This window comes from Enterococcus cecorum DSM 20682 = ATCC 43198, assembly GCF_000407565.1.
In the GTDB taxonomy this organism is placed as follows: domain Bacteria; phylum Bacillota; class Bacilli; order Lactobacillales; family Enterococcaceae; genus Enterococcus_E; species Enterococcus_E cecorum.
In genome coordinates this window covers 473,247-494,058 of sequence record NZ_ASWI01000004.1, presented here as the reverse complement: position 1 = coordinate 494,058, position 20,812 = coordinate 473,247, and the positions used below count along the sequence as shown (strand labels likewise).

27 protein-coding genes and 1 other annotated feature are annotated in these 20,812 nt (G+C 35.3%); of the genes, 6 read left to right on the top strand and 21 right to left on the bottom strand.

All coding sequences use genetic code 11. The features are described from left to right. The first annotated feature begins 13 nt into the window (after positions 1 to 13). Positions 14 to 826 (top strand): sugar-phosphatase, encoded by an 813-nt coding sequence (gene yidA / locus I567_RS08385; protein WP_016251795.1) that lies wholly within the window; start codon positions 14 to 16, stop codon positions 824 to 826. Positions 827 to 868: 42 nt separating this feature from the next. Here the strand turns inward: yidA and I567_RS08380 are convergent, their stop codons facing one another. Beyond that, positions 869 to 1,315, bottom strand: a complete 447-nt coding sequence (locus I567_RS08380; protein WP_016251794.1) for an NUDIX hydrolase — start codon at positions 1,313 to 1,315, stop codon at positions 869 to 871. Between the two features lie 195 nt (positions 1,316 to 1,510). On the opposite strand from I567_RS08380, the gene gloA reads away from it, so the two are divergent. Beyond that, positions 1,511 to 1,882: a lactoylglutathione lyase gene (gene gloA, locus I567_RS08375; RefSeq protein WP_016251793.1), complete on the top strand. Its 372-nt coding sequence runs from the start codon at positions 1,511 to 1,513 to the stop codon at positions 1,880 to 1,882. 28 nt (positions 1,883 to 1,910) lie between these two features. On the opposite strand, the gene uvrC is transcribed toward gloA, so the two are convergent. The 8 genes from uvrC to I567_RS08335 all read right to left on the bottom strand — a co-directional run bounded on the left by uvrC (position 1,911) and on the right by I567_RS08335 (position 10,242). Next, positions 1,911 to 3,695, bottom strand: a complete 1,785-nt coding sequence (uvrC, locus tag I567_RS08370; RefSeq protein WP_016251792.1) for an excinuclease ABC subunit UvrC — start codon at positions 3,693 to 3,695, stop codon at positions 1,911 to 1,913. Between the two features lie 46 nt (positions 3,696 to 3,741). Next, positions 3,742 to 4,056, bottom strand: coding sequence for a thioredoxin (gene trxA / locus I567_RS08365; RefSeq protein WP_016251791.1), 315 nt, complete (start codon positions 4,054 to 4,056; stop codon positions 3,742 to 3,744). A gap of 73 nt (positions 4,057 to 4,129) precedes the next feature. Continuing rightward, entirely contained in the window at positions 4,130 to 6,493 is a 2,364-nt protein-coding gene (locus tag I567_RS08360) for an endonuclease MutS2 (protein ID WP_016251790.1), read from the bottom strand. A gap of 71 nt (positions 6,494 to 6,564) precedes the next feature. Continuing rightward, entirely contained in the window at positions 6,565 to 7,101 is a 537-nt protein-coding gene (locus I567_RS08355) for a CvpA family protein (protein WP_016251789.1), read from the bottom strand. Positions 7,102 to 7,104: 3 nt separating this feature from the next. Further along, positions 7,105 to 7,554 (bottom strand): cell division protein ZapA, encoded by a 450-nt coding sequence (locus tag I567_RS08350; RefSeq protein WP_016251788.1) that lies wholly within the window; start codon positions 7,552 to 7,554, stop codon positions 7,105 to 7,107. A gap of 179 nt (positions 7,555 to 7,733) precedes the next feature. Beyond that, a complete protein-coding gene (locus I567_RS08345; protein WP_016251787.1) occupies positions 7,734 to 8,582 on the bottom strand; it encodes a MetQ/NlpA family ABC transporter substrate-binding protein in 849 nt (282 codons plus the stop codon). 12 nt (positions 8,583 to 8,594) lie between these two features. After that, a complete protein-coding gene (locus I567_RS08340) occupies positions 8,595 to 9,257 on the bottom strand; it encodes a methionine ABC transporter permease (protein WP_016251786.1) in 663 nt (220 codons plus the stop codon). Then, positions 9,229 to 10,242 (bottom strand): methionine ABC transporter ATP-binding protein, encoded by a 1,014-nt coding sequence (locus I567_RS08335; RefSeq protein WP_016251785.1) that lies wholly within the window; start codon positions 10,240 to 10,242, stop codon positions 9,229 to 9,231. The genes I567_RS08340 and I567_RS08335 overlap by 29 nt, the downstream gene beginning before the upstream one ends. A gap of 84 nt (positions 10,243 to 10,326) precedes the next feature. Then, positions 10,327 to 10,560, bottom strand: a binding site (T-box leader). Positions 10,561 to 10,735: 175 nt separating this feature from the next. Here I567_RS08335 and I567_RS08330 point away from each other — a divergent pair. Both I567_RS08330 and I567_RS12665 read left to right on the top strand, forming a co-directional pair. After that, positions 10,736 to 11,494 carry an epoxyqueuosine reductase QueH gene (locus tag I567_RS08330; protein ID WP_016251784.1) on the top strand — a complete coding sequence of 253 codons (759 nt, stop codon included), beginning with the start codon at positions 10,736 to 10,738 and terminating at the stop codon, positions 11,492 to 11,494. 145 nt (positions 11,495 to 11,639) lie between these two features. Beyond that, the gene (locus I567_RS12665) at positions 11,640 to 11,816 is read left to right on the top strand and encodes a hypothetical protein (protein WP_154647262.1); all 177 of its coding nucleotides are present in this window, start codon (positions 11,640 to 11,642) and stop codon (positions 11,814 to 11,816) included. A 29-nt stretch (positions 11,817 to 11,845) separates the two neighbouring features. Here I567_RS12665 and I567_RS08320 read toward each other — a convergent pair whose 3' ends face one another. The 12 genes from I567_RS08320 to I567_RS08270 form a co-directional block, all read right to left on the bottom strand. Then, a complete protein-coding gene (locus tag I567_RS08320) occupies positions 11,846 to 12,031 on the bottom strand; it encodes a hypothetical protein (RefSeq protein WP_016251783.1) in 186 nt (61 codons plus the stop codon). A 13-nt stretch (positions 12,032 to 12,044) separates the two neighbouring features. After that, positions 12,045 to 12,923, bottom strand: a complete 879-nt coding sequence (locus tag I567_RS08315; RefSeq protein ID WP_016251782.1) for a DMT family transporter — start codon at positions 12,921 to 12,923, stop codon at positions 12,045 to 12,047. 155 nt (positions 12,924 to 13,078) lie between these two features. After that, positions 13,079 to 13,387: a DUF1292 domain-containing protein gene (locus tag I567_RS08310; RefSeq protein WP_016251781.1), complete on the bottom strand. Its 309-nt coding sequence runs from the start codon at positions 13,385 to 13,387 to the stop codon at positions 13,079 to 13,081. Positions 13,388 to 13,413: 26 nt separating this feature from the next. Continuing rightward, positions 13,414 to 13,842, bottom strand: coding sequence for a Holliday junction resolvase RuvX (gene ruvX, locus I567_RS08305; protein ID WP_016251780.1), 429 nt, complete (start codon positions 13,840 to 13,842; stop codon positions 13,414 to 13,416). After that, positions 13,839 to 14,108 (bottom strand): IreB family regulatory phosphoprotein, encoded by a 270-nt coding sequence (locus I567_RS08300; protein ID WP_016251779.1) that lies wholly within the window; start codon positions 14,106 to 14,108, stop codon positions 13,839 to 13,841. The genes ruvX and I567_RS08300 overlap by 4 nt, the downstream gene beginning before the upstream one ends. 104 nt (positions 14,109 to 14,212) lie before the next feature. After that, on the bottom strand, positions 14,213 to 15,046 hold the full coding sequence (locus I567_RS08295; RefSeq protein ID WP_016251778.1) for a TIGR03943 family putative permease subunit: 834 nt from the start codon (positions 15,044 to 15,046) through the stop codon (positions 14,213 to 14,215). A 2-nt stretch (positions 15,047 to 15,048) separates the two neighbouring features. After that, positions 15,049 to 15,957 (bottom strand): permease, encoded by a 909-nt coding sequence (locus I567_RS08290; protein WP_016251777.1) that lies wholly within the window; start codon positions 15,955 to 15,957, stop codon positions 15,049 to 15,051. A 97-nt stretch (positions 15,958 to 16,054) separates the two neighbouring features. Then, positions 16,055 to 16,456 (bottom strand): NusG domain II-containing protein, encoded by a 402-nt coding sequence (locus I567_RS08285; protein ID WP_016251776.1) that lies wholly within the window; start codon positions 16,454 to 16,456, stop codon positions 16,055 to 16,057. Between the two features lie 126 nt (positions 16,457 to 16,582). After that, complete coding sequence (locus I567_RS12660) at positions 16,583 to 16,705, bottom strand: putative metal homeostasis protein (RefSeq protein WP_087214932.1); 123 nt, start codon at positions 16,703 to 16,705, stop codon at positions 16,583 to 16,585. Positions 16,706 to 16,755: 50 nt separating this feature from the next. Beyond that, on the bottom strand, positions 16,756 to 16,905 hold the full coding sequence (rpmG, locus tag I567_RS08280; RefSeq protein ID WP_016251775.1) for a 50S ribosomal protein L33: 150 nt from the start codon (positions 16,903 to 16,905) through the stop codon (positions 16,756 to 16,758). A 116-nt stretch (positions 16,906 to 17,021) separates the two neighbouring features. Further along, a complete protein-coding gene (rpsN, locus tag I567_RS08275; RefSeq protein ID WP_016251774.1) occupies positions 17,022 to 17,291 on the bottom strand; it encodes a 30S ribosomal protein S14 in 270 nt (89 codons plus the stop codon). Positions 17,292 to 17,432: 141 nt separating this feature from the next. Beyond that, positions 17,433 to 18,089, bottom strand: coding sequence for a redox-sensing transcriptional repressor Rex (locus tag I567_RS08270; RefSeq protein WP_016251773.1), 657 nt, complete (start codon positions 18,087 to 18,089; stop codon positions 17,433 to 17,435). 255 nt (positions 18,090 to 18,344) lie between these two features. Between I567_RS08270 and I567_RS08265 the strand changes: the two genes are divergently transcribed. Together I567_RS08265 and I567_RS08260 are read left to right on the top strand one after the other, a co-directional pair. Further along, positions 18,345 to 20,282, top strand: coding sequence for an ABC-F family ATP-binding cassette domain-containing protein (locus I567_RS08265; protein WP_016251772.1), 1,938 nt, complete (start codon positions 18,345 to 18,347; stop codon positions 20,280 to 20,282). Continuing rightward, positions 20,283 to 20,786, top strand: a complete 504-nt coding sequence (locus I567_RS08260; RefSeq protein WP_016251771.1) for a methylated-DNA--[protein]-cysteine S-methyltransferase — start codon at positions 20,283 to 20,285, stop codon at positions 20,784 to 20,786. Positions 20,787 to 20,812 lie beyond the last annotated feature (26 nt).

The following is a 20,812-nucleotide window of genomic DNA, read 5'->3' as shown; positions in this document are numbered from 1 at the left end:
ATTGGAGATTATCATGGCAATTAAATTAATCGCAATTGATATCGATGGGACTTTAATTAATGACAAACATCAAATCACCCCAGAAGTACATGAGGCCTTACAAAAAGCGAGAAAACAAGGCGTAAAAGTGGTGCTATGTACGGGACGCCCTTTACCTGGTGTTACGAATTATCTAAATGAATTGGAATTATTCACTGGTGAAGATTATGTCATTTGTTATAATGGTTCCCTTGTCCAAAATACCTTAACCAAAGAAATTATTGTCGAATTTGGACTAACTTTAGAGGATTATTTAGAAATGGAATATTTAGCACGCAAAGTTGGCGTACACTTCCATGCGACTGGTTTAGAAACAATGTATACCGCCAATCGCAACATTAGTAGCCATACCGTCCGTGAAGCTTATTTAGTCAACATGGATTTATGCTATCGAACGCCTGAAGAAATGACTGAAGATATCAAAATTGTCAAAATGATGATGATTGACGATGCAGAAGTGTTAGATCAAGGAATCGCCCAAATACCAAAAGAATATTTCGAACGCTATACAATGGTTAAAAGCTCTCCTTACTTTTTTGAAATTTTGAATAAACAAGCAGATAAAGGAGCTGCTTTAAAACATTTAGCACATCATTTAGGTATTAAACAAGAAGAAGTGATGGCCATTGGGGATAATGAAAATGACTTACCAATGATTGAATTTGCTGGAATTGGAGTGGCCATGGGTAATGCGACCGAAAATGTAAAGAATATCGCAAATGTCATTACCGCAAGCAATAACGAACATGGCGTGGCTAAAGCTGTAGAAAAATATGTCTTAAATTAAGAAAATAGGAGTGAACCCACTGCCGGTCCACTCCTATATTTTTTATTTTTGATTCGCTTTCATCCATTTTTGTACTGCCCAACGATGACTCCCTCGTTTTAATAAAAGCATCGCATCATCAGCTGTTACCCATTCAATTTGATTATTATCTTCTAATGGTTTACCAATGGAACGATAAGCATCAATCACATAAAAGTATGCCGGATGTCTGAAATAAATATCGCGATGACTGGAGTAAAAATATTCCGTTGCCTCCCCAAGATATTCTCCGACTTTTACTTCAAAGCCTAACTCTTCAATCATTTCTCTTTTGATAGCTTCTTGATGATTTTCACCTTTTTCAATCCCACCACCTGGTAAGAAATAGGCCCCATTTGGCGCTTGAATGATGACCATCTCTTGATTTTCATTGACCACAATCCCATATGCCCCAAATCGGTCTTGATACTTTTTATTTGCTAATTTTACCCCAAAAACCGCTTCTTTCATTTTATTCATTCTCCTTAATTTCTAATCTCATTATAATTGCTTTGATTGTACTTGATATCGCGAATATGTGCAAGTTACATAACAATATTTGTAAATCATTATTGTTGTCATATCTGTTTTTTATATGCTATTATATACATGAAGATTTTACGAAAAACAACAAAATCTTAATTAAATTTGAAAGGATGATTCTTTATGAAAATGGCACATACTTGCGTGCGCGTCAAAGATTTAGAAGCTTCAGTTAAATTTTACCAAGAAGCATTTGGATTTGAGGAAAGTCGTCGTCGTGATTTTCCTGAACATAAATTCACCCTTGTCTATTTAACTTTACCAGGTGATGACTATGAATTGGAATTAACCTATAATTATGATCATGGTGCTTATAACTTAGGTGATGGATATGGTCATATCGCGATTAGTTCTGATGATTTAGAAGGATTACATAAAACGCATGAAGAAAAAGGGTTTGAAGTCACTCCATTAAAAGGTTTACCTGGAACTGAGCCTTCATACTACTTCATCATTGATCCAGATGGCTACAAAATCGAAGTCATTCGTGGATAAATCATAACAGAATCAAAAAGTGAGCCGTTTATTGCGACTCACTTTTTTTGAAAAAGGCAATAATATTTTCAGCTACATTCTGAGGTATGCCTGCTGCTTGAATGTCGGCTAAACTCGCCTCTTTTAAATTTTTCAAAGATCTAAAGTTCTTTAATAACTGTTGCTTACGTTTAGGTCCCAAGCCTTCAATCACATCCAATTGTGAAGCAAAACTATTTTTACTGCGCAATTGACGATGGAAGGTTATCGCAAATCGATGGACTTCATCTTGTATCCGCTGCAATAAAAAGAACGCTTGTGAATTATGCTCTAACGGTACGACTTCAAGTTTAGGTCCAAATAACATTTCACTAGTTTTATGCTTATCATTTTTAGCTAATCCGGCTATCGGTAAATCCAAACCGAGCTGATTTTCTAGTACATCTTTGGCCGCATCCACTTGCCCTTTACCACCATCAATAATAATCAAATCAGGTAAAGGCAGCCCTTCTTTTAACACCCTAGAATACCTCCGATAAATAACCTCACGCATTGACGCATAATCATCTGGACCAGTAACGGTTTTTATTTTGTATTTTCGGTATTCTTTTTTAGCAGGCTTCCCATCAATAAAGACAACCATTGCCGAAACTGGATTTGTCCCAGAAATATTGGAGTTATCGAAAGCTTCAATTCGTGTTGGTGCAACAATTCCCATTTTCTCACCTAATACTTGTACGGCGCCAATTGTTTTTTCTTGCTTTTTATCAATTAAAGCAAATTTCTCCTGTAAAGCAACTTGGGCATTTTTATTGGCTAAAAAGACTAATTTTCTTTTATCCCCACGTTTTGGTTGGGTTACTTTACAATCAACCAAAGATGCAACACTTTCATAATCAATTTCTTCGGGGATAAGTATTTCATTTGGGACGATATGCTCAGCCTTTTGATAAAACTGTCCAATAAAGGTTAAAAAGCTCTCTTCCGGCTCGTCATAGATAGGAAAACTTGTAACATCTCGTTGAATTAATTTACCTTGACGCACAAAAAAGACTTGTACACAAAGCCAACCACGTTCGACATAATAACCAAACACATCACGATTCACAAAGTCGGTTTGCGTCATCTTTTGGCGTGTCATAATCGTATCAATTGCCTTCACTTGATCACGATATTCAGCGGCTTTTTCAAACTGCAAATCTTCGGCTGCTTGCGTCATTTTTTCCACGATTTCTTGGCGGATTTCTTGATAGTCTCCCCCTAGAAAGCGTCGAATTGCTTGCACCATTTTTTCATACACTTCAGGATCGATTTGAAATACACAAGGTGCTAAACATTGATGCATATGATAGTATAGGCAGACCTCTTTAGGTAAAACCTGACACTTACGCAACGGAAAAAGTCGATCCAATAACTTTTTCGTCTCATTGGCAGCCCCAACATTTGGATAAGGACCAAAATAATAAGCCTTGTCTTTTAATACTTTACGCGTAATTAATAGTCGTGGATATTTTTCATTAGTTATTTTAATAAAAGGATAGGTTTTATCATCCTTTAATAAGATATTGTATTTTGGTTGGTTCTTCTTGATAAGATTAATTTCTAGTAGTAAAGCCTCAACATTCGATTCAGTCACAATATATTCAAAATCGGCAATTTCTGAAACTAATAATTCGGTTTTAGTATTATGACTACCAGTAAAGTAGCTCCGAACGCGATTCTTTAATATTTTAGCCTTTCCTACATAGATTATTTGACCTTGTGCATCTTTCATGAGATAGCAACCAGGCTGGTCAGGTAATAATGCTAATTTTTGCTTGATATGTTCTTTCATGTCTTCACCAAAAAAGGCCGGCTATCAAGTAGTCGACCCCCATCTATTAAGATAATTTTTCAACGATTTCCTCTAAAGCTGGTTTAGGCTGCACACCTACACGCTTTTCAACTAGTTCACCATCTTTGAAGAATAATAGCGTTGGAATACTCATTACACCAAAGCTAGCAGCTGTTTGAGGGTTATCATCGACATTTAATTTGGTAATTTTTAGCTCAGTTTCATCGTATTTTTGTGACAATTGATCCAAAATTGGTGCTTGCATACGACATGGTCCACACCATGGAGCCCAAAAGTCAACTAAGACTAAACCTTCGCTGATTTCTTGTGAAAAAGTAGCATCAGTAATTTCTTTTGCCATTTTTTACACCTCCTCTGTTCTTAATTGAATTATAACACGTCTTAACAATTTTACCAAAAAGCATGCTTATAGCCTATTTAAACTTTACAATCGTTGCGCCATTTCCTCCTTGATTGGCTGGAGCAAATTCAAAGGAAGCGACACTGCGATGATTTTGTAGATATTTGGTAATTCCTTGTCTTAATGCACCTGTTCCTTTACCATGAACAATACGTACTTGCGGATAACCGGCCAAAATCGCCGCATCAATATATTGATCAACCTCATTTAAGGCTTCCTCATAACGTTTTCCTCTTAAATCTAGCTGTGGATCGACATGACTCGTTTGACTGGAACGTACGGTATGAATCACGCGTTTTGGTTCTTCTTTTACAGGGTCCGTTGCTTGCAATTCATCTTCAGCTATTGTCATTTTCAAAATGCCCATTTGAACTTGCCAATGCTGATTATCCACTTTTTGAAGCAATGTTCCTCGTTGACCATATTGTGCCACTATTACTTCGTCACCAGGTTTAAGTGCTTTTTGTTTTTTCGCTTTTTGTAAAACTTTATTTTTCTTCAAATGATCTTCTTGGTGTAAATCGGCTAATTTCGTTTTAGCTTCGATTAATTGGTGTTCTTTCACATTGCCTTGTCCTTGAAGTAATTGCATTTTACGAATGTCCGCAATAATTGTATCAGCTTCTTCTTGCGCCTTTTCAACCAGTTTATTGGCTTGTTTACGGGCCTTAGCAAGTTCAACTTCGCGTTCTTCAAAAAAGGCTTCATAGGCAACCTTTAAATCATGATGCAATTGTTCGGCTTCAGTGACATGATGACGCAATTCAAGATATTCTGTTTCAGTCATTTTTCGACGATTTTCTAAGTCTGCAATCATTTCGTTTAAATCTTGAGTTTCACCATCTAAAATCTGTTTGGCTTGCTCAATAATCGGACTTGCTAAACCAAGACGACGTGAAATCTCAAAGGCATTACTTCGTCCAGGTACCCCAATTAACAGACGATACGTAGGACTTAAGGTATCAACATCAAATTCCATCGAAGCATTAATTGTACGCTTGCGATTATACCCATAAGCTTTTAACTCAGGATAATGGGTGGTTGCAACAACAAAACTATTTCTTTTTTGCAACTCATCTAAAATTGAAATGGCTAGTGCAGCCCCTTCTTGTGGGTCAGTGCCGGCACCAAGTTCGTCAAGTAAAATCAAACTCTTATCATTCGCTTTGTTTAAAATACTGACAATATTCGTCATGTGTGAAGAAAAAGTAGATAAATTTTGTTCAATACTTTGTTCATCCCCGATATCAGCAAAAACTTCATCAAATAAACCGACTTGACTCTCCTCATCTACGGGAATTGCTAAACCAGATTGCGCCATTAATTGTAATAAGCCCAGTGTTTTTAAGGTAATCGTCTTACCCCCAGTATTTGGGCCGGTAATGACAATCGTTTGGAAATCCTTGCCGATAAAGATATCATTAGCCACGACTTTTTTAGCATCAATTAATGGATGTCGGGCTTTTTTTAAACTAATTTCATTATGAGGGTGAATAACTGGCACACAAGCCTTTAATTCTTTGGCATGGCGTGCTTTGGCATTCATAAAATCATAAAAAGCCAGCACAGTCGCATTATGCGCAATTTCTTTACGATTTGGCACCAATTTTGCTGACAATTCCGCTAAAATGCGTTCTATTTCCGCTCGTTTAGCAATTTGTTGTTGACGTAAGCGATTATTTAACTCCAGCACTTGTTTTGGTTCGATAAATAAAGTTTGTCCTGAAGCACTTTGATCATGAACGACCCCACCGAAAATCCCCCGATATTCTTGTTTAACCGGAATTACATAGCGGTCATTACGCATCGTTACCAACGTATCACTTAAATAGCGAGCATTTTTCCCACGAATTAAGCCATCTAGTGTTTCGCGAATCGTTTGCTCACTTTGTCTAATTTGACGACGTAAATTACGCAATACTTCAGAAGCTTCATCATTCACACGCCCGTCTTCGTCAATCGCTAGCTTCAACTCCTTCGTCAAAGCTGGTAAGTAAGTGAGTTGTTCCGCCCAATGATACATACGATCTAAAGGCAAATCTGCTTCTTTTAATTCTTCAAAAAAGGTCACTAATTCTTGAGTGGTTGTTAATACTTTTGTGACCTGCGCGAGTTCTTGTCCATTTAAGTTGGCACCAATTTCAATGCGTTTCATATGTGGGGCAATGCTTTCTAAGCGTGGAATTGGGATGCCCCCTTTAAGTCTTAAAATTTCCATCGCTTCAAAAGTTTCGGCTAACCAATTATCCAGTTTTTCTTTTTTGGCAATCGGTTGTAATTTATCTAATATTTCCTGCCCTTGATCTGTGGTTAGATATTGGGCAATTTGCATTTTGACTTGCTGATATTCTAATACTTCTAAAATTCTCTTATTCAATCTAACCTTCCTCTCACAATTTATGATAAAGAAAACAAGGAAGGACTAAAGAATGGCCTTCCTCATCAAACTTATTTCAAAAACATCTGCTCAAACATATTTGAAAGTATCGGTGAATGCTTCACGACAAAACTTGCAAAATCAGGTTTAAAAAATAGATTCTGGATTGTTGCTAGGGGAATCATGCTCAAAATATAAAAGAATAAGCAAATAAACGTATAATATACACCCATGTTTAATAGCCCAGCTGGTAACCAATCTAATTCATCCAAAATACTCACAAAACGTAATTTCATAAAAAAGATACCGATAAATTTAGTCACTAACCAGCCAATTGCTAATATCAAAAAGAAAGAAACAGCTGCATAGTACGCCTTATCTAAATCTAGCGCTGCACTTTGAGAATAAAAGGCCAATTTACTATCCTCAGTAACCGACATGTAAGGAATATATAATTCTAATTTTTTTGCTAATCCTTGATACATCGATTTAGCCACTAAAAAAGAGAGCATAAAACCAATCGAATAAATTAATTGATAGGCTAAACCCCTTCTTCCGCCAGAATAAAACGAAAAAATGAGTAAAAAGAAAAACAAAATATTTAACATTCTTTATCCTTCCTGAGATTGACTACTTTTTTCTTGGATGCTTCGTTTGCGTTCTTCGTTTAAAATTTGTTGTGCTTGGACATGATTGTGAATTTCAATATCTGTTTGACCATTCTTTTCGAGCACTTCTTTTGCTTCTTTTTCCATCGCTTCAATCCGCTTGATACGATTTTCTAACTCAACTAATTTAATTGTTTTTTGACGTAATTCTTGATTTTCTTTCTCAAGTTCTAAAATCTTTGCTTGTTTTTTTAATTGATCTGAAATTGCGTTAACACATACTAAGATAGCAGCTTGTTCATTATCAATTTGCGTAGATAAACTTTTTATTTCATTTAATTGTTCATTGACTAGGCGAACAACTAAATCCATGTGTTCTTTACTTTCGTGTCCAATGATTGTATAAGTTTGACCATCGATATTTGCTTTATATCTTGTTTTAGGTGATGGCATCTTCATTTCTCCTTTAACCGACTCTCATCAATAGAGACAATTCTCATTTTGCCTACTTTATTAATAGACAAAATACCTTTACCTATTATAACCAAATTTCAATAAATGTAAAATAGCTGGCATGAGGAAGCATAAAAAAATCAGAGTGTCACAACCAACACTCTGATTTCTTTAGACAATTAGTTCACTGGTACAACTGCTCCATTGTACTTATCATCAATAAATTTCTTCACATCATCGCTTTGTAAAACTTTTACTAAGGCTTTCACTGATTTATTCTTTTCATCACCTTTACGTACAGAAATGACATTTGCATAAGTTTGCGCAGATTCAGATTGAGCAGATTCTACAAATAAAGCATCTTTTTTCACATCTAATTTAGCAGCAACCGCATAGTTACCATTAACTACAGCAATATCCGTATCTTGTAATGAACGGGCAGTTTGGGCAGCTTCAACTTCTTTAATATTTAAATTCAATGGGTTTTCAGCAATGTCTTGAATCGTTGCATTAATCCCTGCGCCATCTTTTAATTTAATTAAATCAGCTGCTTCTAATAATAATAAGGCACGTGCTTCATTCGATGGATCATTTGGAATCGCAACAGTTGCACCTTTTTGTAAATCTTTAATAGCTTTCGTTTTCCCTGGATAAATGCCAAGTGGTTCGAAATGCACCTTACCAACACTTACAATATGCGTTTTCTTTTCTTTATTGAAGTTATCCATGTATGGTACTGTTTGGAAATAGTTCGCATCGATTTGTTTATCTTCTAAAGAGGTATTTGGCATAATATAATCATTAAAGACTTTTACTTGTAAATCATAGCCTTGCTTTTTCATCGCATCCTTGGCATACTCTAAAATTTCAGCATGTGGGGTTGGACTTGCTCCGACGATTAAAGTTTTGTTATCTGCAGATTTGCTAGCCTCTTTTTCATTTCCTTTGCCAGCACCGCAAGCAGCTAAAGCAACCACTGCTAAACCAACTGTTAAAATTTGTGTAATCTTTTTAAAACCTTTCTTCATTTTTCATTTCTCCTATCTTTTATCTATTTTTGTTGCTAATTTCATTCCCAACACTTGAATCAGTTGGACAATAATGACAATTACTGCAACGGTAATAATCATTACATTATTATCATAGCGATAGTAACCATAGTTAATGGCAATTGTCCCTAGACCGCCGCCACCAACAAAGCCGGCCATCGCTGAATAACCTAAAACTGTAACAGAAGTAATCACGGCTCCTACTGCTAAAGATGGTTTTGCTTCAGGAAGTAAGACTTTAGTGATTAATTGCCACCAGTTAGATCCCATAGACAAAGCCGCTTCAATCACACCAGCATCCACTTCTTTTAAGGAAGATTCTACCATACGAGCAACAAATGGAATCGCTGAGACCACTAATGGCACAATTGTCGCGGTAGAACCTAGTGTTGTCCCTACAACAAAACGAGTAAATGGTAATAATAAAACCAATAAAATCAAAAATGGAATCGAACGAAAGACATTAACTAAAAATCCTAATATTAAATTGACGATACGATTAGGATAGAGCGACCCTTTATCAGTTACAAATAGTATAACGCCTAATGGTAGACCAAATACATATGTGACAATCATTGAAACAAAAACCATATAAATCGTTTCGATAATTCCAGTAGTTAACGTATTAATCATTGTTGCGTCCAAGATAAGCACTTCCTTCCTCAAAATCTAAGCCTTCTCGAACCAAGATTTCTTTAATTTTTTCAACTAAAACCTCTTTTTCGGGTAATTGTACAATCATTTGACCGAAAGCTTTTCCTTTAATTTCTTCCGTATCAGCTTTTAATATATTAATTGGGGCTTGCGATTCTAAAATTAATTTAGAAAGTAATGGTAAAGATGCTGCTTGCCCATCAAAACTGATGCGAATGATTGGTCCATTACTTGGAATAAATTCCGTATTTTGCTCTGTAAGTAACATTTTTCTAGTGATTGGCGATTGCGGATTTAAGAAGATTTGTTCCGTTGTCCCTGTTTCAACCACTTGACCTTGGTTCATTACGGCAACTTTATCACAGATTCTTTGTACGACTTCCATTTCATGGGTAATAATGATAACAGTCACACCAAGTTTTTCACGAACTTCTTGCAAAAGGTTTAAAATTTGCAAAGTTGTTCCAGGATCTAGTGCACTGGTTGCTTCATCACATAGCAATACTTTTGGATCAGTTGCTAAAGCACGGGCAATGGCCACTCGTTGTTTTTGCCCACCTGATAATTGTGAAGGATAGGCATTAGCTTTATCACCTAAACCAACCAATTCCAATAACTCTTGAGCCTTTTTGGTAGCTGCTTCTTTTTTTACACCTGCAATTTCTAAAGGATAACAGATATTTTTTAACACACTACGTTGACTAAATAAGTTAAAGCCTTGGAAAATCATCGAAATAGATTGGCGTTTTTGTAATAATTCTTTTTGACTAAGTTTTACTAAATCCACGCCGTCAAAAAGCACTTCCCCCGAGGTAGGGACTTCTAATAAATTCATACAACGCACTAAAGTAGATTTCCCAGCACCAGAAGCCCCAACAATACCAAAAATTTCGCCTTTTTCAACTTTTAAGGAAACATCTTTGACTGCTGTTACTTCTCTTGACTGTACTTGAAACGTTTTGCTCACATTTTTTAATTCAATCATTTTCTTTTCCTTTCTGATACAGCTTTGAATGATAACTTTCAAATAACTATTGTAAACAAAAAAGCCGTCCTTTGCCACTATCAGCAAAGGGACGACTGAAAAATCGTGTTACCACCCTAATTCGCATTATCCTTACAGACAATGCCTCCATAAGTTCCATTTGAAACCCGATGATATAACGGTCATTCCCGTCTAAATTGCGTGAACAATTTAGAAACTCCGAGCTCATCTTCACTTAATCAATTAGTATCCTTTCTCACCAGCCAGATTCTCTTTAACTAATTTCACATAAGCTACTCTTCTCATCAATGTCAAAACTATGAATATGAGGTAAGTATACAAGTAGTCTTTCAAAGTGTCAACTACTAATATCTATTTTTATGAATATTTTTTAACTGACTCTCATCACAATTTAAAGATAAAGAAATTGAATCGGGTTCTTTTTTCTATTTACATTTTTTAGTATAATAAGAGTTCAAGGAGGAATTTTTTGATGTTAAATGCAGATATGATTGTTGAAAAAATGAAAAATCAAAAAATCAATTATGATCGTGTGTTACGAAAAATGATTATTGAATGGGAGAAAAATGAAGAACGTCCACGAATTTTGCTACATTCTTGTTGTGCCCCTTGTTCGACTTATACGTTAGAATTTTTATGCCAATATGCTGATGTGACAATCTTCTTCTCTAATTCAAACATTCATCCTGAAAGTGAATACTTACGTCGAATGATTGTGCAAAAGAAATTTATTGAAGATTTCAATGCAAATACTGGCAATAATGTACAACTGATTGTCGATGAATATAAACCCAATGATTTTATTCAAATGATGGTGAAACAAAACTTACATAATGAAAAAGAAGGCGGTAAACGTTGTGATGCGTGCTTTAATCTACGCCTTGACTTAGTTGCTCAAAAAGCCCAAGAATTAGGTTATGATTATTTTGGAAGTGCCTTAACCATCTCTCCTAAGAAAAATAGCCAATTGATTAACCAGATTGGCATGGATATTCAAAAAATTTACAATACCAATTATCTACCAAGTGATTTCAAGAAAAACCAAGGCTACCAACGCTCAATTGAAATGTGTAAAGAATATGATGTGTTTCGCCAATGTTATTGTGGTTGTGTTTTCGCTGCCAAACAACAAGGGATAGATTTTAAAGCAATCAAAAAAGAAGCCCAAGAATATGTAGATAATTATGAAAAAGAAAATGGTAAGTTGGTGTTTACCTTCAATGCTGATTAGTATACTTAACCTGGCTTTCACTTTTTTAGTTAGTATTTATCTATGTATCTTTTTAAGTACGGGGCTATTGGTCTTAACCCTAATGTTGCGTGCCAAAAAAATGGTTCAAAAGATGCCAACTCCCCAAAAGGAGGTTCAAAGAAAAATGTTTATAACGCAAATGCTATATTTCTTTATCCTTTTAATTGTTGTTGCTTGTATCAACACGCTATTTATCTGGCAAGGCAATTTCTACTTTGGTATCGGACTCATCGTATTTGGCATCTTCCATATTCTCTTTAAATTCATAACCAAAAAAGAGCAATTGAAAAAAATTCTTTAAAAAAACTAGGCAGTTAAATTTTGAACTGCCTAGCTTTTTTTATTTTTTAAAATTGTAAGAATGGTCAAAGGAATGGTTAAAATCATATAGCCTAAAATGGCAAAAACAGCTATTCTCCCACCTGTAGCAAGATGTAATACATTACTTACACCCTCACAAATCAAGATTGCAACTAAATAAATAATAAATAATTGAAAAAAACGTTTAAAACTCATATCAAAATCCTTTCTATAATTGCTTTTGAATGAGTAGAATCGAACAAAAGACCATTAAAAATCCTACCCACTCAATCCAACCAAATGCCATTTGGAAGATGATAATTGAAAATACTAAAGATAAGAGTGGCTCTACCGCAGTTAATATTCCTGCAAGCGACGGTGAAATATAGCGTAAACTTTGGGAATAACAAAAGAAGGATAAAGCCGTTCCCACTATAGCGACAATTAAAAACTGACTCACTGAAAATAGCGTAAAAGTTCCTGTTGGATGCCAAAATGGATGAATAAGATTAGCAAAAGTCCCACCGATTAACATCCCCCAACCAACAACACTTAAACTGCCATAATCACTAATCAGTTGTCTTGGCAAGATGCTATAAATGGCAATGGCAAGTGCTGCAATCAATCCCATTATAATGGCCATCTTCGGAACAATTAATTGATGTAAATTTCCATGAGTTGCTAGTAATAATATACCAACAAATGTCAATAATAACAAAAATATTGTTTGAAAACTCGGCCAACGTCTTTGCCTAAATCCTTCATAAAAGATGATAAATACTGGACCTGTAAATTGGATAATCGTCGCAAAAGAAGCATTGCTAAAAGCGATTGTTTGGAAAAAACCAGCTTGAACTGCATACATCCCAAAAATTCCAAATAAAATTAATGCCAAAGCATCTTTGGGATTTTTAAAAATGGCAAATAGATTTCCTTTATGACTTCCTTGACTGATTAAAATTAATACGAATCCTGAGACAAGCATGCGTGCAGAAACTAACCAATTGGCAGTAAAGGAAAATTGTTGTAACAAAATTTGTCCGGAAATTCCTGAAATCGCCCAAAATGCCGCTGCACTAGCTGCATAAATCATTCCCTTAGTTTTCACTTTTTATCCTCCGCAAAAATTTCATAATACTTATACTATACATGAAAATTCTAAAAATAAAAGAGTTTATCTTACATTTCCCCCAAATTGCTCCTCCCAGCTGTTTTTAGCGTAAAAAAGTGTTGGTATCCTTGAAATACCAACACTTTGATTGATTATTCTTCCTCTTCAGCCATAAAGGTATTGAATACTTCTTCAATCATATCCCATTCGGCTTCCGTTTCGATTTGTTGTAATTCGCCTTCCGTGCCATCTTCATTTTCTAAGTAGGCATAGGCTTGTAATTCAACATCTTCATCCTCTGGCACACCAGCAGGATATAACAAGACGTAATTACGGCCAAATTCTTCTTGACCATCAATGGTTAAAAGAATTTCGTATAAAGTTTCATTTCCTTGGTCATCCACCAAAGTAATGTGTTCATGTCCTTCATGATCGTGATCATGGTCATGATGATGTGTCATGTTGCATTCCTCTTTTCTATTTATGTTCATAATGATTTACTTGTAATATCTAAATAATTTTGTAAAATCATTACGGCTGCTAATTTATCAATCACTTTCTTGCGTTTTGCTCGCGAAGTATTAGCTTCCTGTATTAGCATACGCTCTGCCTGCACAGTTGTCAAACGTTCATCTTGATAGTCAACTGGTAACTGAAATTTTTCAGCAATCATTTTCCCATAAGCTTGTGAAGCCAAGGCACGTGGTCCAATTGTATTATTCATATTTTTTGGTAAACCCACAACAAACTTTTCGACTTCGTATTCTTTCACTAATTCAGCCAAACGCTCTAAACCAAACTCTTCTTTTTCCTCATCGATTCGAATAATTTCTACACCTTGAGCCGTCCAGCCCATTAAATCACTGACTGCTACGCCCACTGTTTTCGAACCGACATCTAATCCCATAATTCTCATTGGACATTAATCCCGTGGTTCGTTAAGTAATAGCGAATTAACACTTCTAATACTTCATCACGTTCATGACGACGAATGAGATTACGAGCATCGCGATAACGAGGAATATAAGCTGGATCGCCGGATAATAAGTAACCCACGATTTGATTGATTGGGTTATATCCTTTTTCTTCAAGTGCGCGATAAACAATTTCTAAAGTTTCACTCACTTCTTTTTTACGGTTATCATCAAAACTAAAACGGACTGTTTCATCTGTAAAGCCCATAGTAAACACCTCTTTTTCTAAAATAGAATCGTACTACTTTCTAAGTTCTATTATAACTGATATTTTTATTTTTAGATATGATTTTAGCTTTTTTCATAAAATTTTTAAAAAGTCCGATAGACATACTCATTTTTCGGTGCTTGTATTTGTTTGACCTGGGATACTTTTACAACTGGTAATTCTCGTTTAAATGGTGCATAGTATTCCGAAACTAATTCACCTTCCACTAATAACCAATCATTATTCTTATATGAGGTTGGTTTATCAAAATCAAGTCTTAAGCCAAACACCCCAGAATCAGCAATACAGTGAATGACGCCAAATCTAAATAAGAAAATATCTTGCTGATTGGCAGTTGTTGAATGATACACAAAACCTTTAAATTGAATTTTTTTACCAATAAACTCACTTGGATAATTATAGATAATTTCCATCAACTCCAAGTAATTCGTATCAGTAATAACAATTTTTTGATCTTTAGTGTATTTATCTAAGAGTCGATTCATTTGTTTTTGATAATCCGAGGTATTAAAATAAATGCTAGTATCTGGACGTAAATACTGCGTTTGAAAGTACGGATCACCCGTAGATTCTTTACTTAGCGGAAACTGAAAACCTTTAGCCTCAACAATGGTCGTATCCAAACTAACTTTAGGAAAAGCTAACCCAACCACAATCGGCATCATTAATAAGGCATAACCAATCACTTTTTGATAGCCTTTTTGCATGCCATGATGATGATCGTCTTCGTGGTGTGTGTTATGCTTATCATTTTTCACCCATTTAAAAAGTTGCACAATCGCTAATAAAAAAGCGAGCCCCATAGATAAAAAGGCTAAATAACGATAATGGACGTTAATATATTGATTGAGCTTACCACTGATTTGCAAAAACATCATCAACCAAACATAACCGATCAAAATTAAAAATCTTATCATTCTTACACCACCCATGCATAGATAATGACTACAAGCGCAACTAAGCCAACCATTGAGGCAATAAAGCGCATATTAAAGTAGCGTTTCATCATTAACAAATTCTTGATATCCACCATTGGCCCAAAGACTAAAAAGGCAATCACCGGTGCTTGACCAAATAAACTTAATAAACTTGAACCGATAAATGCATCTGCTTCGGAACATAGCGATAAAATAACAGCTAAAATTATCATCACAAAAATAGCGAGTAATTTCGTAGAGCCCAAAGTGAGTATCCATTTCGTTGGTAAGTAAGTTTGCATGCTTGCTGATAAAAGTGCACCAATCATTAAGTAGCGTCCGGTATCAAAGAATTCATCCAAACTATGATCTAACACATGACCAATGGCGTGGATGCGACTTGTTTTTTCATGATGATTCTGTTGATGCACTGACACTTCTTGCATCGCGCGTAGACCTTCTTCATTTAAAATAGGTTGCTTATAAAAATAGGCCAACCAACTACCCACAACTACTGCTACAAGTAAACTCCCCACTGCTCTAAGCAAGGCAAATTTCCATGAATTTCCAAAAGCAATAAAGGTTGAAAATAAGACAATCGGATTAATAATGGGTGCGGTCAACATAAAAGCAAATGCCGTATAAGTCGGTACTTTTTTACGTACAAATTGATTCACAATCGGCACAATCCCACACTCACAAGACGGAAAAAAGATTCCCATGGTAGAACCAACTAAAATCGATAAAAACTTATTATTTGGTAAAAATTTCTTCACGCGCTCGGGAGTTAGGTATACATGAAGCGCACCAGAAATAATACATCCCAATAAGACAAATGGTAAAGCTTCTATGACAATGGATAAAAAAATCATACTCATTTGTAAAAACGAATGAGGTAGCTGTTGAAACATAACTTTCCTCCTAACGACTTATCTTTCAATTAATTAGAGTATAACGAAACGAAAGAAAGTACAACCATTCAAGCTTAATCTTAAGAAAAAAGCATACTCAATAAATATGATAATTATCTATACCCTCTTGTTCGATAGTAATGATTAATTGATGTGGTAGACAGATACTTGTTTGACCAACTGTATCAATCCAACCCGTTCTTACAGCAATTTGGTCAGGGCTATTATCTTCTTTCACACGTATTCGTCCATGATAAATTTCAATAATATTATATTGCTTTTTATTAGGATAATATGTTTTTAAAATATGTTGTTTCTTTGTTAAATCAAATCTTTCTACTTCTTTTCCTTTAATTTTTACAATAGCATATTTTGTGGTTACTACATTATTTTCATTTGATTGTTGAACATGAAAAAAAACTAATGGTAAAAATGAAGCAAAAAGAAATAATACAATCAAAATAAGATCGCCAAACTTCATTCTCATTAAGTGGTACATCTAACTACAAACTACTTGAAAATAGGTTTACCAATAATAAATTTAAGTAGTCTCTCCTTTCATAGAATTTAAAAATAGGCTTATTTATGAACAATGGTATCATAAATAAACCTAATTAAACTTTTACTATATAGAATTTTTTAATTTATTTTTTTTATGCAATTTTATTATCTTTAATGCTCGTTTTCTTGTTTTGATATTTGGACTTTTCAATCGTCTGTAAGCACTAGACAAATCATTCTTTTCCAATATTTCTTCCCTCTTTCCGTATATCTGATATCTTCACTTATTTGGATTATTTATTTTACTTCTTTAAAAACTACTTTTTTACGTAATTTGGGTGAATATTTCTTTAATTCTAGCCTTTCAGGCGTATTACGTGTATTTTTTGTTGTTAAATAAATTCTTTCCTTTGTTATCGTACATTCTAAAATAATATTTTTTCGCATAGTTCTTTCCCTCCCAGTAGATATTTTTTCTAAATTATCGTCTAATTCTCAACTTGAAAACCTATGAATCATATAATTTATCACACTACAATTCCCTATTCATTGATTTCCCGTTATTACCAACTTGCTTTTCTCACCCCAGGAAGTAACCCTTGATGAGCCAATTCCCTAAATTTAATGCGAGACATTCCAAATTTACGCATATACCCACGAGGACGACCATCAAGCTGGTCTCTTAATTTTAAACGATTTGGATTAGCATCTTTAGGTAATTTTGCTAAGGCTGCGTAATTTTTTTCCTGTTTGAGACGCCTTCTCAAATCAGCATATTGTTCAATTAACACTGCTTGTTTTTTTGCTTTTTCGATCTTTGCTTTTTTTGCCATAATACACCTCTACTCTTTTAAATCGTAATAATTTCGATTTGTAAATTATATTAACATCTCTTTAAATCATTGTCAATAAAAAAAGTGAAGAGCACTATTTTACTAGCCTCTCCACTCATTTATTGATAACCAAGAATAAATTTAATTATGTACAAAAATATCCATTGGTGGATTATCAGAATTTAAAAAGTAAATCAAAGTCTGTAACTCATTCGTTAAATCTACATTTTGGATAATCACATCTTTTGGTGCATTCAAACGAACTGGCGTAAAGTTCAGAATACCCTTCACCCCTGATTCAACCAATTCATTAACGACATCTTGTGATTTATCAGCAGGTACAGTTAAAATGGCGATATCAATCGCTTGAATCTTAATTTGTTCTTTCATATCGTGCATTGGATAAACAGGAATCCCATCAATAATCCGTCCTACTAGATTTTCATCCACATCAAAAGCTGCACTGATACGAATGGAATTACTATGATGGAACTTGTACTTCAACAAAGCACTTCCAAGATTACCGACCCCAATCAAGGCAACATTCGTCATCTTGTCTTCATTTAAAGTCACCGCAAAGAACAGCATGACTTCTTCAACATCGTAACCATATCCACGTTTCCCTAATTCCCCAAAATAAGAGAAATCACGACGAATCGTTGCGCTGTCAACTTGTACCGCTTCACTTAATTCAGTAGAAGATACTTTCTTTTTGCCTGCTTGATGGAGCATTTTTAAGTATCTATAGTAAATCGGTAAACGTTTGGCAGTAGCCTTTGGAATTTGTTTTTCTTTCACGTTTTTTCCCTCCAATTTGTGAACTATTCACTATTTCCATGGTTATCTTAACAGACTTCACACAAAAAAAGCAATTTATCTGCTCACAAATTAGCAACTATTTTTCAAATTCATTCATCATTTTAAAAGCGATTACAGACATCCACAAAATCCATGAGAAAGAAGCAAAATTTTTCTAAACTATCTTTTGCTTTTTTAGATTGAATTTCTATGATAGACTGAGAATGCAGTAAATTTTAAAGGATGAAAATAATTATGATTATCTTACAAGTCAATCAAGTGGCCCGCCTTTTTGGTGCTGAGGTCCTCTTTGAAAATATCCAAATGGAAATTGACAGCCAATCACGTATTGCCTTAGTTGGCCGTAATGGTGCTGGCAAATCAACCTTAATCAAAATTATCGCAGGAATTGAACAACCTGATCAAGGGCAAATTGTCCGCAATAAAAATATTCAACTCGGCTATCTTGCACAAAATACCGGATTAGAAAGCGAAAATACCGTTTGGGATGAAATGCTTTTAGCTTTTTCACAAGTCCGGCAAATGGAAAGTCGGATGCGCCAGTTAGAAATTCAAATGGGTGAATGCGACTTTACTTCTGCTGAGTATGAACGCTTATTAAAAGAATACGATGAATTACAACATCAATTTAAAGAGAAAAATGGTTACGGCTATGAAAATGAAATTCGTACCGTCCTTCATGGATTCCAAATTGGTCCAGAGTTTTATGAACAAGCCATTGATACTTTATCAGGTGGTCAAAAAACGCGGCTAGCCTTAGCGAAACTGCTTTTACAAAAACCTGACCTACTGATTTTAGACGAACCCACCAACCATTTAGATATCGAAACACTTTCTTGGTTAGAAGGCTATCTCCAAGGCTATCAAGGCGCGTTACTCATTGTCTCTCATGACCGCTATTTTCTTGATAAAGTCGCTACCGAAGTTTATGAATTAAGTCGTCGGAAAATGCGCTATTATAAAGGGAATTATAGTCAATACCTTGATTTAAAAGCCCAGCAACTTGCTAGCGAATGGAAAGCTTATGAAAAACAACAAGAAGAAATTCAAAAATTAGAAGATTTCGTGGCGCGTAATCTCGTGCGGGCATCCACTACGAAACGAGCCCAAAGTCGACGCAAACAGTTAGAAAAAATGGAACGACTAGATAAACCTCAAGGGGATGAAAAGTCAGCACACTTCCTCTTTAACATCCAAAAAGAATCTGGAAATGTCGTCTTGCAGCTGACAGATGGTGCTATTGGGTATGAAAATGTCATTTTGAGCGAACCGATTGAACTCGATATTCGTAAGCAAGAAGCGATTGCCTTAGTAGGTCCTAACGGGATTGGCAAGTCCACCCTTTTAAAATCGATTATTGGTCAAATTCCGCTGATTAAAGGTGATATCCACTTGGGAAGCAATGTTTCGATTGGTTATTACGATCAAGGACAAGCCGATTTACATTCTAATAAGACGATTTTACATGAACTTTGGGATGAACACGCGACTACCCCTGAAGGAGAAATTCGTACCATTTTGGGTAGTTTTCTTTTCTCAGGTGAAGACGTCGAAAAGCCGATTTCATTATTAAGCGGTGGTGAAAAAGCCCGAGTATCACTAGCAAAATTGTCGATGGATCAGGATAATTTCTTAATACTTGACGAACCGACCAACCATTTAGATATTGATAATAAAGAGGTTTTGGAAAATGCTTTGATTGATTATACAGGAACGATTTTATTTGTCTCACATGACCGCTATTTTATTAATCGGATTGCTACGAAAGTCATTGAACTTTCAGAACATGGCAGCAAGCTTTATTTAGGCGACTATGATTATTACTTGGAGAAAAAACGTGAAGAAGAAGAACTTAAAGCACTCCAAGCACAAACAGAAGAAAAAGTACCGGAAATCTCTTCTGGCAAACAAGCATTTATGCAAAGTAAAGAGCAACAAAAAGCACTGCGGAGTATTATCCGTCAAATCGAACAATTAGAAAAAGAAATGGAACAAATCGAAGCGCAAATTGCTCAATTAGAAACAGCGATGACCTTACCGGAAAATCTTGCGGACCACCAAGCGTTATTAGACTTAAATCATGAGTTAGAACAAGTGAGAAGCCAACAAGATCGCATTTTAGAACAATGGGAAACGGCCACTTTAGCATTAGAAGAAATGGAAAATGAATAGATGAAAGAAACGCTTTATACCCAAACCTTTGAAGTATCCGATATGCAGATTTCACTGGGGGTATCTGACAAAGGTCTCGTCTTTGCAGCGCCTAGTAGTGATTGTGAAAAAGAACGCGCAACTTATCAGTGGTTAGAAGACACACAAGTCACTATGCCATTTGTCCAATATTACCAACAATACTTTAACGGCCAGTTGCCAACTATCTCCTTTGCCCTTGACCTGAGAGGCACACCGTTTCAAAAGCAAGTCTGGGAAACGCTATTGACGATTGATTATGGTCAGGTCGTTACTTACAAAGACATTGCTCAAAAAATGAAGCGACCAAGTGCAGTTAGAGCTGTTGCCAATGCGATTGGAAAAAATCCAATTTTAATTATCGTCCCTTGTCATCGTGTCATTGGATCAAATGGGCAATTAACCGGATTTGGTTGGGGAATCCCGCTAAAGAAAAAACTCTTAACACTTGAAAAAAATATCCTCTCAACTCGTGCAAAAGGTTGAACGTTCAATCTTTTGCACTTTACTTT

What these genes read in the sequence shown, in the direction of transcription:
- yidA (WP_016251795.1), top strand. Translation starts at nt 14, where the DNA reads ATGGCAATTAAATTAATCGCAATTGATATCGATGGGACTTTAATTAAT.
- I567_RS08380 (WP_016251794.1), bottom strand. Translation starts at nt 1,315, where the DNA reads ATGAAAGAAGCGGTTTTTGGGGTAAAATTAGCAAATAAAAAGTATCAA.
- gloA (WP_016251793.1), top strand. Translation starts at nt 1,511, where the DNA reads ATGAAAATGGCACATACTTGCGTGCGCGTCAAAGATTTAGAAGCTTCA.
- uvrC (WP_016251792.1), bottom strand. Translation starts at nt 3,695, where the DNA reads ATGAAAGAACATATCAAGCAAAAATTAGCATTATTACCTGACCAGCCT.
- trxA (WP_016251791.1), bottom strand. Translation starts at nt 4,056, where the DNA reads ATGGCAAAAGAAATTACTGATGCTACTTTTTCACAAGAAATCAGCGAA.
- I567_RS08355 (WP_016251789.1), bottom strand. Translation starts at nt 7,101, where the DNA reads ATGTTAAATATTTTGTTTTTCTTTTTACTCATTTTTTCGTTTTATTCT.
- I567_RS08350 (WP_016251788.1), bottom strand. Translation starts at nt 7,554, where the DNA reads ATGCCATCACCTAAAACAAGATATAAAGCAAATATCGATGGTCAAACT.
- I567_RS08345 (WP_016251787.1), bottom strand. Translation starts at nt 8,582, where the DNA reads ATGAAGAAAGGTTTTAAAAAGATTACACAAATTTTAACAGTTGGTTTA.
- I567_RS08335 (WP_016251785.1), bottom strand. Translation starts at nt 10,242, where the DNA reads ATGATTGAATTAAAAAATGTGAGCAAAACGTTTCAAGTACAGTCAAGA.
- I567_RS08330 (WP_016251784.1), top strand. Translation starts at nt 10,736, where the DNA reads ATGTTAAATGCAGATATGATTGTTGAAAAAATGAAAAATCAAAAAATC.
- I567_RS12665 (WP_154647262.1), top strand. Translation starts at nt 11,640, where the DNA reads ATGTTTATAACGCAAATGCTATATTTCTTTATCCTTTTAATTGTTGTT.
- I567_RS08320 (WP_016251783.1), bottom strand. Translation starts at nt 12,031, where the DNA reads ATGAGTTTTAAACGTTTTTTTCAATTATTTATTATTTATTTAGTTGCA.
- I567_RS08310 (WP_016251781.1), bottom strand. Translation starts at nt 13,387, where the DNA reads ATGACACATCATCATGACCATGATCACGATCATGAAGGACATGAACAC.
- ruvX (WP_016251780.1), bottom strand. Translation starts at nt 13,842, where the DNA reads ATGAGAATTATGGGATTAGATGTCGGTTCGAAAACAGTGGGCGTAGCA.
- I567_RS08300 (WP_016251779.1), bottom strand. Translation starts at nt 14,108, where the DNA reads ATGGGCTTTACAGATGAAACAGTCCGTTTTAGTTTTGATGATAACCGT.
- I567_RS08295 (WP_016251778.1), bottom strand. Translation starts at nt 15,046, where the DNA reads ATGATAAGATTTTTAATTTTGATCGGTTATGTTTGGTTGATGATGTTT.
- I567_RS08290 (WP_016251777.1), bottom strand. Translation starts at nt 15,957, where the DNA reads ATGTTTCAACAGCTACCTCATTCGTTTTTACAAATGAGTATGATTTTT.
- I567_RS08285 (WP_016251776.1), bottom strand. Translation starts at nt 16,456, where the DNA reads ATGTACCACTTAATGAGAATGAAGTTTGGCGATCTTATTTTGATTGTA.
- rpmG (WP_016251775.1), bottom strand. Translation starts at nt 16,905, where the DNA reads ATGCGAAAAAATATTATTTTAGAATGTACGATAACAAAGGAAAGAATT.
- rpsN (WP_016251774.1), bottom strand. Translation starts at nt 17,291, where the DNA reads ATGGCAAAAAAAGCAAAGATCGAAAAAGCAAAAAAACAAGCAGTGTTA.
- I567_RS08265 (WP_016251772.1), top strand. Translation starts at nt 18,345, where the DNA reads ATGATTATCTTACAAGTCAATCAAGTGGCCCGCCTTTTTGGTGCTGAG.
- I567_RS08260 (WP_016251771.1), top strand. Translation starts at nt 20,283, where the DNA reads ATGAAAGAAACGCTTTATACCCAAACCTTTGAAGTATCCGATATGCAG.